Annotated in this window: 11 protein-coding genes; 7 read left to right on the plus strand and 4 right to left on the minus strand. The window is 64.1% G+C overall.

From position 1 onward, the window contains the following. The first annotated feature begins 677 nt into the window (after positions 1-677). The gene (locus NVV95_RS18005) at positions 678-4,901 is read left to right on the plus strand and encodes a hypothetical protein (protein ID WP_259487962.1); all 4,224 of its coding nucleotides are present in this window, start codon (positions 678-680) and stop codon (positions 4,899-4,901) included. Between the two features lie 9 nt (positions 4,902-4,910). Here the strand turns inward: NVV95_RS18005 and NVV95_RS18010 are convergent, their stop codons facing one another. Further along, entirely contained in the window at positions 4,911-5,975 is a 1,065-nt protein-coding gene (locus NVV95_RS18010) for a LacI family DNA-binding transcriptional regulator (RefSeq protein WP_310796096.1), read from the minus strand. A 33-nt stretch (positions 5,976-6,008) separates the two neighbouring features. After that, positions 6,009-8,207, minus strand: coding sequence for a glycoside hydrolase family 36 protein (locus NVV95_RS18015; RefSeq protein WP_259487963.1), 2,199 nt, complete (start codon positions 8,205-8,207; stop codon positions 6,009-6,011). Between NVV95_RS18015 and NVV95_RS18020 the strand changes: the two genes are divergently transcribed. After that, a complete protein-coding gene (locus NVV95_RS18020; protein WP_259487964.1) occupies positions 8,206-9,801 on the plus strand; it encodes a glycoside hydrolase family 43 protein in 1,596 nt (531 codons plus the stop codon). The genes NVV95_RS18015 and NVV95_RS18020 overlap by 2 nt on opposite strands. Before the next feature lie 109 nt (positions 9,802-9,910). On the opposite strand, the gene NVV95_RS18025 is transcribed toward NVV95_RS18020, so the two are convergent. Continuing rightward, the gene (locus NVV95_RS18025; RefSeq protein ID WP_259487965.1) at positions 9,911-10,897 is read right to left on the minus strand and encodes a hydroxyacid dehydrogenase; all 987 of its coding nucleotides are present in this window, start codon (positions 10,895-10,897) and stop codon (positions 9,911-9,913) included. Beyond that, positions 10,894-11,667: an alpha/beta fold hydrolase gene (locus tag NVV95_RS18030; RefSeq protein ID WP_259487966.1), complete on the minus strand. Its 774-nt coding sequence runs from the start codon at positions 11,665-11,667 to the stop codon at positions 10,894-10,896. Before NVV95_RS18030 ends, NVV95_RS18025 begins: the two co-directional genes overlap by 4 nt. Before the next feature lie 176 nt (positions 11,668-11,843). On the opposite strand from NVV95_RS18030, the gene NVV95_RS18035 reads away from it, so the two are divergent. The 5 genes from NVV95_RS18035 to NVV95_RS18055 all read left to right on the plus strand — a co-directional run bounded on the left by NVV95_RS18035 (position 11,844) and on the right by NVV95_RS18055 (position 16,818). Next, positions 11,844-13,154: an ABC transporter substrate-binding protein gene (locus tag NVV95_RS18035; protein ID WP_259487967.1), complete on the plus strand. Its 1,311-nt coding sequence runs from the start codon at positions 11,844-11,846 to the stop codon at positions 13,152-13,154. A 110-nt stretch (positions 13,155-13,264) separates the two neighbouring features. Beyond that, entirely contained in the window at positions 13,265-14,128 is an 864-nt protein-coding gene (locus NVV95_RS18040) for a carbohydrate ABC transporter permease (protein WP_259487968.1), read from the plus strand. After that, positions 14,125-15,045 (plus strand): carbohydrate ABC transporter permease, encoded by a 921-nt coding sequence (locus tag NVV95_RS18045; protein WP_259487969.1) that lies wholly within the window; start codon positions 14,125-14,127, stop codon positions 15,043-15,045. The genes NVV95_RS18040 and NVV95_RS18045 overlap by 4 nt, the downstream gene beginning before the upstream one ends. A gap of 47 nt (positions 15,046-15,092) precedes the next feature. Next, positions 15,093-16,148 carry a LacI family DNA-binding transcriptional regulator gene (locus tag NVV95_RS18050; RefSeq protein ID WP_259487970.1) on the plus strand — a complete coding sequence of 352 codons (1,056 nt, stop codon included), beginning with the start codon at positions 15,093-15,095 and terminating at the stop codon, positions 16,146-16,148. Then, positions 16,141-16,818: a ThuA domain-containing protein gene (locus NVV95_RS18055; protein ID WP_259487971.1), complete on the plus strand. Its 678-nt coding sequence runs from the start codon at positions 16,141-16,143 to the stop codon at positions 16,816-16,818. The genes NVV95_RS18050 and NVV95_RS18055 overlap by 8 nt, the downstream gene beginning before the upstream one ends. Positions 16,819-17,041 lie beyond the last annotated feature (223 nt).

Consider the following 17,041-nt stretch of genomic DNA (forward strand, 5'->3'; position numbering starts at 1 on the left):
GATGCCGCCGTCGTCGCGGATCGCGAGGATCGACCGCACCAGGTGCTGGCGGTAGCCCATGCGTCCGGTGACGCCGTTCATGATGATGCGAAGCGTCTGCGTCGACACGTCGTCCCCTTTGGTCAAGCTCCCCGGATGGAAAGCGCTTTCCAGCACGATAGAGCACGCCACGGAATGGGGCAAGTGCGGATTGTGACGGTGCGTTCAGCCGATCAGTCGATGCGGGGTGCGCTCTCGCGGATGCGGATGCGCACCTCTACTGGCGAAAAGGGCTGGTCTTCATTCAGGGCGGCGCTAAGAGCTTGACGGCCAATTTCGGGAAGTGGAATGGCGACTGTAGTGAGACCTGGAGTGACGTCTCGCCCGGGCCGACGTGGAGGCGAAGTGGGTCGAACCCGCGCACCCGTTCGCGAGGAGTAACTGCAGCCGCGGGTCCGGCCATTACGACGAAGTTCTCATAACCCAACTCGAGAAGCGTGCGGCCAAGCTCTGCCGCGCCAGCACGGTTGTGAACTTCGACTAGGCCTCGCGAGGTTCGACCTTCGGGGTCGCCGTCTGGTCGGGAGCCGACGAACGAGAAGCACAACTCTCGAGTATGGGTTGCGCTCCTGACGGGCAGCTGCGAAACTCCGTTGTGGATAGCGCTGTCCAGACGGTTCTGCGATGAGGGAGAAACCATGACGATCGAACGTGGATCACGGTGGATGCGGCGGGTGGCGGCGATGACCGTTGCGGCTAGCGTCCTGACTGGAGCAGCGATTGCCGGAGCCCCAGTTGCCGCATCAGCTGATGAGGTGGCGGCGGTCCAGATCCTGACGACGGTAGGGCCGGAGGGAATGCAGCACCCTGGGATCGGCGTAACGGCGGATTCATTGCAGACGGCGCAGACCGCGGTGAAGGAACGCACGGAACCGTGGGCAAGCTACTTCGACGCGATGGCGATGACCGGTTATGCTTCCCGCACCCTCACGCCCGCCAATCAGGGCGCCAGAGACGGCGTGCCGGCTCTTGATTCGTTTGACAGTCAGACCGTCAACAGCAAGTTCATCCCTGATGCCCTCGGCGCTTACACGCAGGCGTTGATGTACCTGTTCACCGACGACCCGGTGTATCGGGAGAACGCGCTGAAGATCGTGCGGGTGTGGAGCCACCTCGACCCTGCAAAATTCGCTGAGTTCCCCGACTCCCACATTCACACGGGGGTGCCGCTGTACCGAATGGTCGCTGCCGCGGAGTTGCTGCGCCACACCAGCGTCGTACCGGGCTCGACCCCGTACCCGCTGGAGTGGACTCAGGCTGACACGGATGCGTTGACCGCGAACCTGATCGTGCCGGCGACTGAGACGTTCCTTCACGACAACTCGCACTACTTCAACCAGCACACGTTCCCGATCATTGGAGCGATGTCGGGCTACATCTTCACCGACAACCGGGCGCGCTATGACGAAGCCGTTGAATGGTTCACCGTCAACGCCTCCGCTCCCGATCCCAGCATCAACGGGGCGCTGTCGTCGATGTTCCGGCTGATCAAGAAGTCCGACCCCGTCAATCCCTACGGGTACAGCTTCGTGCAGCACACCGAGATGGGCAGGGATCAGGCCCACTCCGGCGGCGACGTCAACGTGCTCACCACGCTGGCCCGCCTCGTGGACGTGCAGGGAACCAAGCTCGACCCGACAACCGGCGCCCCCTCCACCGGAAAGAAGGCCGTTGACCCCTACCGTTTCCTCGACAACCGCCTCTTGAAGGGCGCCGATGCGTTCACCGGGTTCATGATGGGCCACGATGTGCCTTGGGTGGACGTGTCCGGTGGCGAGACGAAGCTTTCCCAGTGGTACCGCGGCCGCTGGTCGAACACGCTGAACGAGCTGTACACGATCTACACCGAGCGTGGCGTCAACGTCGAGAAGATCGCCCCGTACATCGCCGAGCAGCACCGTCAGGCAGACGGCGCCTTGTTCTTTAACGGCAACAGCGCGGAGATCGGTACCGTGGTGGGCGACAACGGGCTCCGAAGCTTCTGGGGCGGCAGCGACCCCGGTGCTGAGTACTGGCTCTCTCTCCCGGCTGACACCGCCGGAACGGTTCCTCCGGTGCCGGCGGACTCGAATCTGCAGTTCGAGACGAAGGGTGCCGCGATCGACAAACGGTCCAAACTCGTCACTGAAGGCGACCGCACGTTCCTTCGCGTTAACCCGTCGCGGGATGGGACCACAATCTCGATGCGGTCGATGTCGTACGGCCCCCGCACTTCATACTCCCCTGTCGGTGTCATGGTGCGCACCACCGATACCGCGACGCTCGAGATCCGAAGCAAGCTCGACGGGAACCCGTACCAGAGCCTGACGATCCCGAACACGAACGGGCAATGGCGATACATCACCTACGACATGGACACCCACGTCGTGCCCCTGTCCGCCATGGGTGATAACAACATCGTGTTCTACACCGTCGTCGGGAAGGGCAAGAAGCTCGACTTCGATTTCGTCAACGCCCTCGCCCCCGGCCTGCTGACTCCTCCCCGGTTCGCTCAGGGAGCATCGACAACGATCATCGGGGTCGTCGGAACTGCGATCACCGCCGACCTGTCGGCAACCGACGCCGGCGGAGACGCTCTCGCATACACGGCGGTCGATGCACCAAAACGGTCAGCGTACGACGCCGGTACCGGCGCGTTCACGTGGACTGCCAAGCCCAGCGAGGTCGGCGACCGCACCTTCGTCGCTCAGGCCAGCGACGGGCAGGCCGACACTGCTCTCGCGGTCACCCTCCGGGTTGCCGCGAACCGGGCCGACGCCATCACCTTGGCGAAAGACGGGTTCGATGACAGCGCCGTCTACACCAGCGACTCGTTGGCTGCGTACACTTCCGCGGTGACCGCCGCCGAGGCGCTGATCCCCGGCGGTAGCGCGGATGAGTTCGCGGGAGCACTGACCGCGGTGCGTGATGCTGTTGCTCAGCTGGCACTGCTCAACCCGGTTCGTCCCGACGGGACACTGGACTACGCGAAGATCTCCACATCCACTCTCGGAGCGGACGTCATCGGGAACCTCTCCGACGACGACAATGCCACCTTCTCCGGCGACCTGTTCACCCCTTCGGTGACGATCGACTTCGGCGCCGGCTACCGGGTTGCAGCGTCTGCTTTCGAGCTGCAGGCGAGGATCGGTTTCGGTAACCGCTCCAAGGGCGCGAACGTCTACGGATCCAACGACAACGTCGTGTGGACGAAGCTGACGGACACTCAGACCACCAACACGGACGCGCTCGAGCGGCTGGCCGTCATCGATGCGGAAAAGTCCACCCCGTACCGATTCTTCAAGGTGCAGGTCGATGACCCCGGAGTGCCCACCGACCCGAACTACCCCGGGATCTTCAGCCTCTCCGAGCTGCACATCGACGGTGTCCGCTCGGAGGTGGTGAACGCGATATCGACCGCCACGATCACCTCATCGAACCCGCTGCCCGGCCGCGCAGCCGACGGCGACACCGTGACCGTGGCGTTCACCAGCACCGACGACATCACGAACGTTCAGGTGACGATCGAGGGAGCGCCCGCCACGGTGACGGGTGGCCCGAGGGACTGGACGGCAACGCGAGTGCTGCCCGACACGGGCGCATTCGGCCAGCAACTCGCCTTCAAGGTCGACTACGCCACCTCAGCCGGAGTGCGGGCCGATCCGTTGGTCGTCACCACAGACAGCACCTCGCTGTACCTCGCCGATGACACCGGATTCATCCCTGACGCGGCTGCCAAGGTGACCGCCGTCGCACTCGACGGGGAACCGTCCCCGTCAACCACATCGCACGTGGCGAAAATGTTCGACAGCAACCCGGGCACGTTCAGTGACGTGGGTCCGGTGAACGGGCAGTACGCCATCACCCTCGACACCGGGGAGCAGGCATCATTCGCCTTGAACCGGGTGGAGATCCTGGTTCGCCAGGACTCCTTCGGTCCTGGCCGGGCATCGGGCCTGTTCCTGCAGGGATCGAACGACCTCACGACCTGGTCGAAGATCACCCCGAACGCCGCACCGACGATGGGTTGGCAGAACCTTACGGTCACTCCGAACACGCCGTTCCGGTTTGTGCGCATCTCCAACAACAACTGGATCAACATTGCAGAACTGCGCCTGTACGGCCAGTACACCGCGCCCCCGGCGTCAGCGATCACGACCGTCAGCACAGCGAGCTCAAACGCGATCAGCAATCTCGCGGTTCCCGGCGACACCGTGACCGTGTCGTTCAGCACGGCAACACCGGTTAGTGCCACGTCGGTCATGATCGAGGGCACCGCGGTCGCGGGTGTCAGCAACGATGGCCGCACCTGGACGGCCTCCAGGGTCGTCGACGCTGGCTGGTCGGCGAACAAGAAGGTCGACTTCCGGATCGACTACACCGATGCGGCCGGTGCGGCCGGGCGGGGAACGAACCGTACGACGGATGCGTCTAGCGTCTACCTCACCCGTGACGACGGCCTGATCACCGGTCTCGCTTCTGGAGTCGTCGCCGTTTCACCGACGGGGTCGCCGGAACCAGCGAAAGATGCTCACGTGGCGAAGCTGTTCGACCGCTCTATCGGCACGTTCACCGACGTGGGCCCGGTCGGCGGCCAGTTCTACCTGATCCTGGATCTGGGCACCGGCGAGACTGTCACGGTGGACCGCGCAGAGTTCCTCGTCCGCCAGGACGGGAACGGCGTCAGTCGAGCTGCGAGCACCTACCTTCAGGGATCGAATGATTTGACCACCTGGACGCGGATCACACCGAACGCCACGGGGACGCTGGCGTGGCAAAGTCTCGCATCCGCCACTCCCGGTACCGGGTTCCGCTATGTGCGGATCAGCAGTACTGACTGGATCAACATCGCGGAGCTACGCCTGTTCGGAACGGCCAGCTAGGCCGACCGGTCAGGGTAGGGAACGGTGCGGCTTCGGGCGGACGATTACGTCGGCCCGAAGCCGCACCGTTTCGTTGTTTCTGCGGTCCGAGGCGTCCTCGAGGATGCGATCCAGACAGGCTTCACCGAACTGCTCAAGCGGCATTGCGACCGTGCTGAACCCCGGAAGGAGGTCTGCCAACAAGGGGACGTTGTCAAAACCGGACACCGTCATCTCATCGGGCACTCGGAATCCGATTTCGTTGAGAGCCACAATCGCGCCGACCGCCATCGCATCGCTCATCGCCGCAACGAGGTCAACGTCGGCCAGCCTGGCCTGCAGGTCATACACAGCTGCGTAGCCGCCGTCTCGAGAGAACTCTCCATGCATGACCGCTATCGGGCTGAGGCCGGCCGCAGCGAGACCAGCTTCGAAACCGGTGACCCGCTCAAGCGACGTCACTTCACCCTCTGGACCGGCCAGGATCGCGATGCGGTGGTGGGTGAGGGCAAGCTGAGTGGCGAGCTCGGCGGCCGCAGACTCCGTGTCAACGGTCACTCGGGCAAACGGGAGAGTGCTGTCTCCGATCACCACGACTCGGGCGCCGCTGTCTTCGAGGCTGCTCAACTCTTGCCTGAATCTGGACTCGCGGGGCTCGTCGGTCGTGCGGCTCGTGGCGATGATGACTCCCCGGTGGCGTTCTCCACGGAGGGCCCGGACGATTTCCAATTCGCGGACGGGATCGTCATGGGTTGTGCGCACGGCAACCGACATGCCCCGGCTCTCCGCCGCGGCCATCACGCCTGCCATGATCGTTGCCGATCCGAAGTCACGGATGTCCGTGACGATCAGCGCGATCGTGCGGGCTGCACCGACTGCGATCGTCTGAGCCGCCGGGTTGACCGTGTAGCCCAGCGCCTGGGCGGCGTCCTGCACCTTGCGGCGGCGCTCTTGTGACCCGCTGCGGGTACCGCGCACCCCCGGGTTCAGGATGCGCGACGCGGTGATCAGGGACACTCCTGCCGCCTCGGCCACATCGGCCAGTGTGGGCGGGCGAACTCCTCGGCCCGCGGGCGGAGAGGGGTTGTCAGTCACGGTGCCCCCTTCCTGCTCACGGCAGCTCCCAGGCTAGCTCACGCGAAAACGCAGGATCCGCGCCGCAGTGCCAGCTGGCACATCCACCACCGGTTCGCCCTCGGTTGAGGTCACGGCCCATTCCGGGTGCGAGGCCACTGGGGGGAACACCTGCTCGGCAACGACCGCGTTCGCACTCAGCGGCAGAGGAAGGTCGAGATGCCGACTCGCACCAGCATCACCGCGTGACCAGATCGCGACAAGGGCGCTGCCGTCGCTCATCTGCAGACCAAGCGACAGGATGTCGTCGTCCCAGCCGGGAAGACCAGTCGGGTAGAACGGTAGGGACGTGGCGATGTCATCGCGCAGGCTTCGGTGCACAGCAACGGCACTTTGGACGAGACCGAATTGGGTGGCGTCGAGCTCGTTGAGGAACCCGGACAGGTAGAGCCGTCCCATGATTCCGGCGACGAGCGAAAACCCCGTTTCCTCCTCACTCCATCCCGCAACGGGGTACGCCCAGTTCCCGCATTGCTCGGGCGGCATTGAGACCGGCGCGGATGCGGCGATCGGCGGGTAGAGACGGTAGTCCTGCTGGTCGCTGGTCGATTGGAGGTGGCTGACCGAGACCAGCGAGGAATCCATGCGCATCGCGCCGGAACTGCAGTTCTCGAAAAGCACCTTCGGGTGACGCTCCTGGACCGCGATCAGCCAGTCTCGGAACGCGCGGGTGTGCCCGAGGAGGCCGTCCCCCGGCTCCGAGGCTGAGAGGTCGGTTCCGACGCCGGGGTTGATGTTGTAGTCGAGCTTGAAGTAACTCACCCCGTACGTCTCGACGAGGTGATCGACCGTCCGGTCGAGGTGCTCTCGGGCGGCAGGGTGGCGAAAGTCAAGGTGGAATCGGTCGTGCTCCCGCACGCGCACTCCGTGGCGCTGGAAGAACGCCTCGTCCGGCAGTTCGGTGGCCGCGGGGCTGACGGCGCCGACGATCTCGGGTTCGAGCCAGAGCCCGCTGCGCATTCCAGCAGTGTGGATCGCGTCGATGATCTCGTCGAGGCCGTTGCTGAATCGGGAGGTCGCTTCCCGCCACTCCCCGATCGTCGACCACCAGTCCCCGATCGTCGGGTCGGCGAACCAGCCGGCGTCGATGCAGAAGTACTCCGCGCCTGCACGGGCTGCGCCGTCAATGAGCGGCAGCAATTTTTCCGTGGTGGGTTCGCCCATCAGCGTGTTCATGAAGTCGTTGTAGATGACCGGCAAGGCGGCGTCAGCGGGCCGGCCGAGCCGGATCGCTCGTCGATACTGCGTCAGGGCACCGATGGCAGCATCCCGCCCGCCCGCGACGACTGCGACCGTCGCGGGGACACTCTCGAACGAGGCCCCGGGCGCGAGTTGGTGCGCGAAGCTGTGCTCCGCATCGGTCGGCCCGAAGAGGCCGAGAACCGCCCCTTGCGCCCTCTGGCTGACTTCTTGATACCAAGCCCCGCTCGTCTCGATCTGCCACGCCATTGCGGTCCGATCGTCGTGTCGGGTCAGCACCCCTGCGGGCACGTGCTCCCCGGTGGACCAGGCGCCGTGGCTGGTGCGCGCGAAACGGCCTCGCCCGTCTTGGCCATGGAAACGAAGATTGAGGTACGGTACGACATCTCGGAGAGGCTGCTCCCTCCACCGGCCTTCGGCTAGCCATTCGCTTTCGCCGAGAGCGATCGTGGTCTCAGCGAGATCGCTCTCGCTTGATCCGATCCCCACCAGGAGCGAGCTGATGACGGTGAGCGTTACCGGCACGAGGGACTCATTCGTGACCGTGTTCGTGACCGTGATCGCCGGAACGGACCCGAAGCGCGTCAAACGCGTCCGCACGACTAACCCACTATAGTCGTCGCGCTGAGTCACCGTCAGAGTCTTGGACTCCCCCGCGACCGTCAGGTCGTAACCCGTGAAGCGCAGCCGCTCCCCCACCGCGCTCCGCACGTAGGCCTGGCTCGTGCGGGCTCGCTGCTCCTGCAGCGTGAACACCTCCACCATGCCGACACCCTCACTGCCAAACCCGGCACAGCCAAAGAAACCAGCAAGCGACACAGGCTGATCCACAGCAATATTCAGGCTCAACCCGAACTGCTCCGCAGCTTCAATGGCCTCATCGGCTTGGATCGAATGCACGGCGTCGACTCCCTCGTCTCGATTGGATAGCGTTGTCCAAGCATAGAGGGGCAGCACCTGCGCCATCGTGCAGACAGTGAGGGCGGTAGGCATGTCAAGCATCCCCGATGAGCGGACGACGATCCAGAACCCTGTACTCCGCGGGTTCAACCCCGACCCGTCGATCACGACGTTCCGGGGTGACTACGTGATCGCGACGAGCACATTCGAGTGGTTCCCTGGCATCCGTCTGCACCGATCTCCCGACCTGGCCGAGTGGACCACGATTGGCCATGCGCTTGACGAACGAATCGCTTTTGATTTGGCAGGCATCCCCGACTCGGGCGGCGTCTGGGCTCCCAGCATCACCGTGGTGGACGACCGCATCTGGTTGGCTTACTCCGTCGTTCACACGATGGACGGCGATGATCTTGACGCGAGGAACTACCTCACCACCAGTGACTCACTGGACGGACCATGGACGGAGCCGGTGTTCCTCGGTTCCCGCGGCTTCGACTTCTCCTTCTTCCACGACGAGGGCAGACACTGGCTCGTCGGAGTCCAGTGGGACCACCGACCCGGCCGGCCGAGCTTTTCCGGCATCGTGCTTGAGGAGTACTTGGCCGAGGAGAAGAGGATGTCCGGCGACCCTCGTGTCATTTTCCGCTCCGACGGACTCGTCGAGGGCCCGAACCTCTACAAGATCAACGACACGTATCTTCTGACCCTCGCGGAGGGAGGCACGGGGTGGAACCATGGCGTCACGGCAGCACAAGCTCCCACTGTCCTCGGGCCATACCGGCGCGACCCCGTCTCGGCCGTCCTGACCTCGCGAGATGCCCCCGGTCTGCCGTTGCAGAAAGCCGGCCACGGCGAGCTCATCCGACGCCCCGACGGGGCCCTTTTTCTCGCGCACCTCGCTGCGCGCCCTGTCCTTCACGAAGGCTCGAGGTATTCCACACTCGGTCGAGAGACGTGCATCCAAAAAGTGGAAATCGACGGCGACGGCTGGGTTCGCCTGGTCGCGGGCACCCATCATGCCCGAACTCTGGTCCCCGTTCATGGCGGTAGCGGCGGCGTCATCGCGCCGACCGAAGCCCGACCTGATCGGGTGGTCGATGATTTCGACGGTCAACTCGACGTGGCACGCTGGAGCTCGCTTCGACGGTCGCCGTCATCATTCGCTCGCATCATTTCCGGCGCCGGATTGGAGATGGTGGGAGGACAGTCGTCCAGCTCCCTGTTTGGCCAAAGTCTTCTCGCCCAACGCGTCACCGAACACCGGATGAGCGCTGAAGCCGTCGTTGACGCTCAACCAACGACAACTCGGCAGTCGGCTGGTCTCGTCCTGTGGTACGACACACAGGGCTGGATGTCCCTCCAGGTCACCCGAGCGGACGGCGCCGGACGGATTGTTCAACTGGTGACACGAACCGGTGACACGACAACGCTGGTCGCCGAAACAGAGGCGCCACGCGGACCCGTGCGTCTCCGCGTCGATCTCGATGGACCGGATGCCGTGTTCTCGGTAGCGGGCGTCGGAGCTGAACCGAAGGCGCTTGGTGCCCCTCAGGCGGCGTGGAAACTGTCCGACGATTTCGGGGATCGACTTCGCTTCACAGGAATGTTCGCGGGTATCCGTGCCGACGACTTGGACGGCACGGGCTGGTCTGCCACTTTCCCCGAGTTCTCGATCCATCACCGCTAGACGGGTGTCGAGATCGACCCTTCATGACGAGCGCGGCAAATAGCTCTGCGCCGGCAGTAAACAGGGTAGCCGGGCGAGTTCCTCCCTGTGAAATGTGGACCGAGCAGCGTCAGGCGCGCCCAGGTTCCTCAGCTCGGAAGGGGACCCCCTCAGCAAATCGAGCGAGTTCAGACGCGACGTGTTTGCCGATCCGTTGCAGCTCGGTTCCCATTGATCCAGCAATGTGTGGGGTAAGGATCACATTTGGCAGATCCCACAGGATCGAGCCGGCCGGGAGGGGCTCGTCTGGGTCGGTGACGTCCAAAATGGCGTCGATGCGCCCGGTCTGCAGCGCCGCCTCCAGTGCAGGCATGTCCATTAGGACACCTCGAGCGGTGTTGATGAGCGTAGCGCCGTCTTTCATGGCGGCGAGTTGCGGGACACCGATCATGCCAACCGTCGACGGAGTGACGGGCGCGTGCAGGGACACGACGTCACTCTCGGCCAGGAGCTGCTCCAGCGATGTTGCTGTCACCCCTAGGGCTGCGGCGTCTTCCTGCGCCAAGTAGGGGTCCGCGACCAGAACGGCGACGTCGAACGGCTGAAGAAGGCTGATGAGTCGACGGCCGATACGAGATGCCCCGATGATGCCGACCGTCTGCCCGAAATTGCCGGCATGAGGGTACGTCTCTTCGCGGTCGATGAAATCTCGACGACGTCGGTAGAGACGCTCGGACTCGAAGACTTTCTTATTCGCCAGCAGAATCATGGCGAGCGTGTATTCAGCGACCGGTATCCCGTTGATATCAGCGGCGACGGACAGTGCCAGCTGGCGGGTGGTTCTGGGGGGCAACAGCACAGACGCGACTCCACCGGCATGAATGATTGCCTTGAGCGACGGCAGCGCGGCAAGGTCATCCTCCGTGAACGACGGGGTTCCCCATCCTGTTAGAAGCACCTCGATGTCATCGATTGGCCCCGCAGCCCGGAGCTCGTCCACCGTCGTGGCGACCCCGTATCGCCGTTCGCCTGGAAACCCATCGAGGCCCTTCAGGTCGGTGCCGAAGAGCCGTTCGGCGAGCATGTGGGAACCGAGGATGATTTCGTAGCGGGTCATGCGCGCGCCATCGACTCGGTCGAGACCAGAGATTTAGCAAATGCGGCGACCGACGAGGCGAAACGGCTTGGGTCTTCCAGATGGAGGTAATGCCCGTATCCGGGCCACTGCTCAACTCGGGACCCTTCAGGGGCGGGTAGCGTCGCTTCGTACTCGGCTCCGTGCTGGGTCGAGTGGATCGCCAGCACTGGGCGGCTCCGAAGTGCGGCCGCCAACCCGGTCTGGGCACGCAGTCCTATCGAGTCATCGGCGCTGTACTCAGACCGTAGATATGCGGCGATGACATCGCTCGCGGTGCGGTCCACGTCGTGAAGGATGTTCGCTCGGTCATCGGCGCTCATTCGCTCCCCAAGCGCCGATCCGAAGAAATCGCGTACAGCAACATGCCCGTCTCGGTCGATTCGATCTGCCCAGATCGCCGCTTCCTCCCGGGTGGAATCAGAACCGTACGCGGGATCGATCACCACCTCCCCGACGATCTTTTCACCGAGGATCTGGTGGGCGAGAAGAGTGACCTGCGCCCCCATCGAGTGGCCGATCAGGAGAGGCCGTTCAGGGAGCAGCGCGGCAGTTTGAACCAGTTCCGCCGCAGCGTCGCGAATCGTTGGAGTTCCACGTGGGTCTGCTCCGGGCGATGCCGGCAGACGCACGGCTGTAACCGACGCAAGCCCTTCGGCCCGCAGATCTGGCAAGACCGAACTCCATGACTCCGCCGACCCGGCCCAGCCATGTACGAGCAGCAAAGGGATAGTCGCGATTGTGCGTGTCACTGGAGTCCTCATCAATTCAAGTGGTGCCCCCACCCTGCCTTACGAACGCCCCATTACGCAAGCGCTTGCAACACGCCGATAGGACACTCTGCTGCTTGACTTGCGTGGATGCGTGTATCTATTGTGATAGCGCTTGCCCTACGCAGCAGTGGGGCGCCTTCATCAAAGGAGAGAAGATGGCCAAACGCACCAAGTGGATCGCCGCCGCAGTCGCAGTCGCAGTCGGGATGGCACTGACTTTCACGGCTTGCAGCTCGACCCCCGCAGCCGAGACCGGCGACGAGAACGTCCCTCTGACGTTCTGGGGCAACACCAAGGGCCAGCAGGCCCAGGTGGATCTCTGGAACAAGGAGAACCCGGACGCCCCCGTCACCTACGTCGAGCAGGGCGGTGACGCAGACATCACCCAGGCCATCCAGAACGCGGTCGCCGCCGGCAACGCCCCCGACCTGTTCCAGATGCCCCGCGGGCAGTCCGTGTCATTCCTCGTCGAGGGCGTGACCCAGGACATCTCGAAATGGTTCAACAACGACGACTCGGCCTTCGCTGAAGGTGCATTCGATTTCGTCCACGTCGGCGACATTGCAACCGGGGTCCCCTACGGCACCAACCCGACGTTCAACGCGATCAACGCGAAGACGTTCGCCCAGTTCGGCCTGTCGGCGCCGACGAATTGGGACGAGGCCGTTGAACAGGCCAAGACCATGAACGCCCAGGGCGTGAAGAGCTTCAACTTCCCCGGTGAAGACCCCTCCTACCTGCGCGACTGGGCCACCCAGGCCGGTGCCGAGTGGTGGGAGTCCGAAGGCGACTCCTGGAAGGTGGGCTTCACGTCTCCCGAGTCGCTCAAAGCCGGTCAGCTGGTGCAAACCGTGATCGACAACGACCTCGCCGCGAACTACACCTACATCGAGTTCGACGCGCTGATGCAGTTCTTCAGCTCCGGAAAACTGTCGCAGTTCACGACGTCCACCTGGCAGCTGCCGGTCTACGAGCAGAACTTCGCCACCTCCGTCGGTGACTGGGAGCTCGCTTCCTACCCAACGTGGTCCGGGTCCTCTGACCTCGTCTCGCCGAGCTACTACAACGCGTACGGCGTGACGTCCACGACCGAGCACCCTGAAGAGGCAACGAAGTTCGCCCGCTGGCTCTCCACCGACCCTGACGCCGTAAAGCTCCTCGCCGACACCGTCGACGGCTCCGCGACCTTCCCGGTCGTGGCCGACCCGTCCGGCTACATCGAGGCGCTCCTGCCGTCGAACCTCCTCGGCGACACGAAGTCCGCCGCCCCCGATGTGATCGAAAACGCGGTCGAGACCAGCCGCTCCATGAAAGACGGCCCCGATCAGGGCCCGGCTCTCGAGGAGCTGGCAAGCTGGTGGGCCAAGGCAGTGACCAAGGAGGTCTCGGTGCAGCAGGTGCTCGAGCACATGCAGGAATGGACCGTCGCCGACCTCAAGTCGAAGAACATCAGCGTCAGCGAGTAACAACCATCATGTCTGTGAACAGCGCCATCCATCAGCCAGCGACCCGGAGCGGGGCCAGCACGGTCCCGCCCCGGCGGTCCTGGCGCCCCACCCACAACCGTGCCGGCGCCATGCTCGCCGTCCCGTTCTTCGTGGGTTTTGTCTTCGTCTTCGTGCTCCCCATCGCGTACGCCGTCTTCCAGAGCGTGTACACCGTCCGCTCCGACGGAGGCCTCGGCCTGTCGGAATCGACCACCGTGTTCGCCGGGTTCGACAACTACGCGCGGGCGTTCGGCGACGAAGCGTTCTGGGCGTCGATGGTTCGGGTGGCGCTGTTCGCAGTCATTCAGATCCCCATCTCCCTCGGGCTCAGTCTCACCGCCGCCCTCTTGCTCGACGCAGTCACCGGGGAACGGCGCGGGGGCCTGTTCCGGGCCCTGCTACTCGTTCCGTACATGGTGCCAGCGATCGTTGCGACCCTCGTCTGGGTCTACCTCTACAGCCCCCGCACCGGACCCCTCACCGCCGCCGGCAACCTTGTCGGCGCCGACGTCAACTTCTTCAGCCCCGACATCCTTTGGGGCTCGATCGGAAACCTGATCGTCTGGATGGTGCTCGGCTTCAACATGCTGATCATGTACAGCGCTCTCCGCGGCGTGGATCGCTCGATCCTCGAAGCCGCCCGCGTCGACGGCGCCGGCGCGTTCCGCACCGCCTGGTCGGTGAAGATCCCCAACATCCGCGGAAGCCTGGTGCTCACCGGACTGATCTCCATCATCGGAATGCTGCAGATCTTCAACGAACCGCTCGTGTTCCGCGGCGCATCTCCCCAGACGGTGACCAAAGACTTCACCCCCATCATGTCGATCTATTTCCAGGCCTTCACCAGCAACAACTACAACTACGCGGCTGCGCTCTCCGTGCTGCTCGCCGTGGTCATCGGACTGTTCTCGTTCGCCTTCTACAAGCTGACCACCCGGAAGGCGAACTCATGACCGCCGTGCTCCCCGAAAAGCCCACCCGCGAAACCCGCGACCGCGAGGCGACGACAGCACCAGCGACGAAGCGTCGAAAGCCCCGCAACCGCGAACAGTTCGTCGTGATGATCGGGCTCATTCTCTTCGCCCTTTACTCCGTCGCCCCAGTGTGGTGGCTGATCGTCAACTCCACCAAGAACCGCCGCGACCTCTACAACACCAACGGGCTCTGGTTCGGAGAATTCAACCTCTGGAACAATTTGTCCTCATTGTTCACCTACAACAATGGCGTCTTCTTGCGTTGGATGGGCAACACCATCCTCTACGCCGGCGGCGGCGCACTCGTCTGCACCATCATCTCCGTCGCAGCCGGCTACTCTCTGTCGAAATTCAACTACCGCGGCCGCGGCGTCGGACTGGCCGTCGTCATCGGCTCGTTCCTCGTTCCAAGCACCCTGATCACGGTGCCGCTGTTCCTGCTGTTCTCGCAGATCGGTCTCGTCGACACGATCTGGTCCGTTCTGATTCCCCTGTTCATCTCCCCTTTCGGCGTGTACCTGGCGAAGACCTACGTCGACGGCACCATCCCCGATGAGCTGCTCGAAGCGGCGCGTCTGGACGGCTCCGGCGAGTTCCGGACGTTCATCCAGATCGTCATGCCGATGATGCGAACGGGAGCTGCGACGGTGTTCATCCTGCTGTTCGTCAGCAACTGGAACAACTTCTTCCTTCCCCTCACCATGCTCCGGGGATCGGACAAGTGGACCGTCGGCGTGGGCCTCTACAGCTGGTTCGTCGATAAGAACCAGTCCTACGTCGACCTCACCGCACTGACCATCACCGGCGCCCTCATCTCGGTCATTCCGTTGGCGATCGTGCTGATCTCCATGCAACGCTACTGGCGCACCGGGGTCACCCTCGGCGCTCTAAAGTGAGATCCGAGCACCAACCCGATACGACGACGAACGGCAAGGGGGTCCCCGTGGCCGCACGGCGAATGGTCACCCTCGACGACGTCGCTCGCGAAGCCGGCGTCTCCGTATCGACCGCCTCCCGCACACTCAACGGCACGCCCTCAAAGGTCAGCGCCACCACGCAAGCACGCGTCCGTGACGTCGCCGTGCGGCTCGGCTACGCCACGAACCTCGCTGCTCAAGCCGTGGCGCTCGGACGATCCCAATCCGTCGGCCTCATCGTCGGCAGCATTCCCGAGGACTACCAGAACCCCGTCACCGCCGGCGTGTTCCGCGCCGCGGCAGACCGCGATCTTCTCGTCTCCACCGCTATCACTTCTATTTCGGACATTGAACGGACCACCCGGGCAGTTCGCCAACTGCGCGGACAACGCGCCTCCGTCATCGTCGTGGTCGGCACCGAAGCTCCCGATAGCGATGGTGTCGCGGAGCTGGTCGACGAGCTCGGACGCGCCGAGCACGAAGGCGCCCGCGTCGTCATGATCGGCATCAGCGGCACCCCCTTCGACAGCGTCGTCGTCGACGATCACAAAGCCGGAGCCGACATGGCCGCTGCCCTCCACAACATCGGCTATCGTCAATTCGCCGTCATCGCCGGCACCGGACCAGGCCTCCTCTCTCAGCAGCGCGTCGATGGCTTTCGAGACGGCCTCCATCGAAGCGGCGTGGACCTCTCTCCCGACCGGATCATCTGGCAAGACTTCAATCACGACGGTGGGTACCGTGGTGCCGGTGAACTCCTCCGCCGGCACAGCGTTGACGCGGTTTTCTGCGTCAACGACGCGATGGCCATCGGTGCTTGCGTGCGCTTCCGCGAGGCCGGAGTGAATATCGGCACTGATCTGGCCGTGGCAGGATGCGACGACATTCCCGCTCTCCGAGACATCGACCCACCCCTGTCCACGGTGCACCTGCCTTGGATTGAAGCAGCCGAGGCTGCCTTCTCCTTGGCCGAGCACGATAGGTCCGAGGGTCGCTACGTCGTCCTCGAAGGATTTCCATTGCTTCGCTCCTCCACCCCAGGTGTCCCTGCCCCGGCGGCCGTGGAGGGACCAGGTGCCTGAGTGGTCCGCGTTGATGCTGTCGGGGTCGGGGCGCTACGCCGACCCGTGGCATCCTTTCGCACGCACCAGCACCAAGCTCGCCGAACTGGCGCGGGAAGAAGGACTTGTCGTCGACCAGCGTCATGACATCGACGATGCGGTGGCTGAGTTCGCCACCGGGCCTCTTCCCGACCTGGTCATCGCCGATCTCGGCCGACCTCAGGACGGGGCTCCGGCGCCAGCCACCGAACGAGGCCAAGCGGGTTTGCGGCGCCTCGTCGAGCACCGGCCTCTCCTGGCCGTGCACGCCGCGGCATCGACATTCGCCGACTCCCCAGCGTGGACAAATGCCGTCGGTGCTCGCTGGATACCAGGGGTCTCGTGGCACCCCGACCGTGACATTCTTACGGCGAGTGTGGACCCTGCTGCACATACGGCGGTTGGCGAGCTCGTGCCGCTTGTGCTCAACGACGAAAGGTATCTCGAGCTGCAGAACGCGGCGCCTGGACGCACCGTGTTGTACCGGCATCCGGATGACGACGGGGTCCTTCACCCGTCAATTTGGCTGCTGGACCGCAAAGGGATCCGCTCGGCGTACGACGCCTACGGTCACGATGAAGTGGCCTACGAGTCGCCAGATCACCGCGCTCTCATCCGGCGGATCCTGCGCTGGCTCCTGGCAGGGCGATGAGCCAGCGGCCGGCGTCCATCGCCCCCGGCACGGTGTTCGTCGACGACCACGGCGAAGTCACCCAGCTCCACGATAGGCATCCTGCGGGTTGGAGACAGATCCATAGCCTGGTGTGAGGAGAAACCGGCCGGTGACCGGTTCTCGGGCGTGGCGTGCTACTCCTCCCCCGATCTCACCCGGTGGCACCACGAGGATCAGGCATCGACCGCTGGAGCGGGGGATC

The organism is Herbiconiux gentiana, from assembly GCF_024978135.1.
Lineage (GTDB): Bacteria > Actinomycetota > Actinomycetes > Actinomycetales > Microbacteriaceae > Herbiconiux > Herbiconiux gentiana.

Bases quoted from the DNA above. Each gene is read 5' to 3' on its own strand.
- NVV95_RS18005 (WP_259487962.1), top strand. From the start codon at position 678: ATGACGATCGAACGTGGATCACGGTGGATGCGGCGGGTGGCGGCGATG.
- NVV95_RS18040 (WP_259487968.1), top strand. From the start codon at position 13,265: ATGCTCGCCGTCCCGTTCTTCGTGGGTTTTGTCTTCGTCTTCGTGCTC.
- NVV95_RS18045 (WP_259487969.1), top strand. From the start codon at position 14,125: ATGACCGCCGTGCTCCCCGAAAAGCCCACCCGCGAAACCCGCGACCGC.
- NVV95_RS18025 (WP_259487965.1), bottom strand. From the start codon at position 10,897: ATGACCCGCTACGAAATCATCCTCGGTTCCCACATGCTCGCCGAACGG.
- NVV95_RS18035 (WP_259487967.1), top strand. From the start codon at position 11,844: ATGGCCAAACGCACCAAGTGGATCGCCGCCGCAGTCGCAGTCGCAGTC.
- NVV95_RS18015 (WP_259487963.1), bottom strand. From the start codon at position 8,207: ATGCCTACCGCCCTCACTGTCTGCACGATGGCGCAGGTGCTGCCCCTC.
- NVV95_RS18020 (WP_259487964.1), top strand. From the start codon at position 8,206: ATGTCAAGCATCCCCGATGAGCGGACGACGATCCAGAACCCTGTACTC.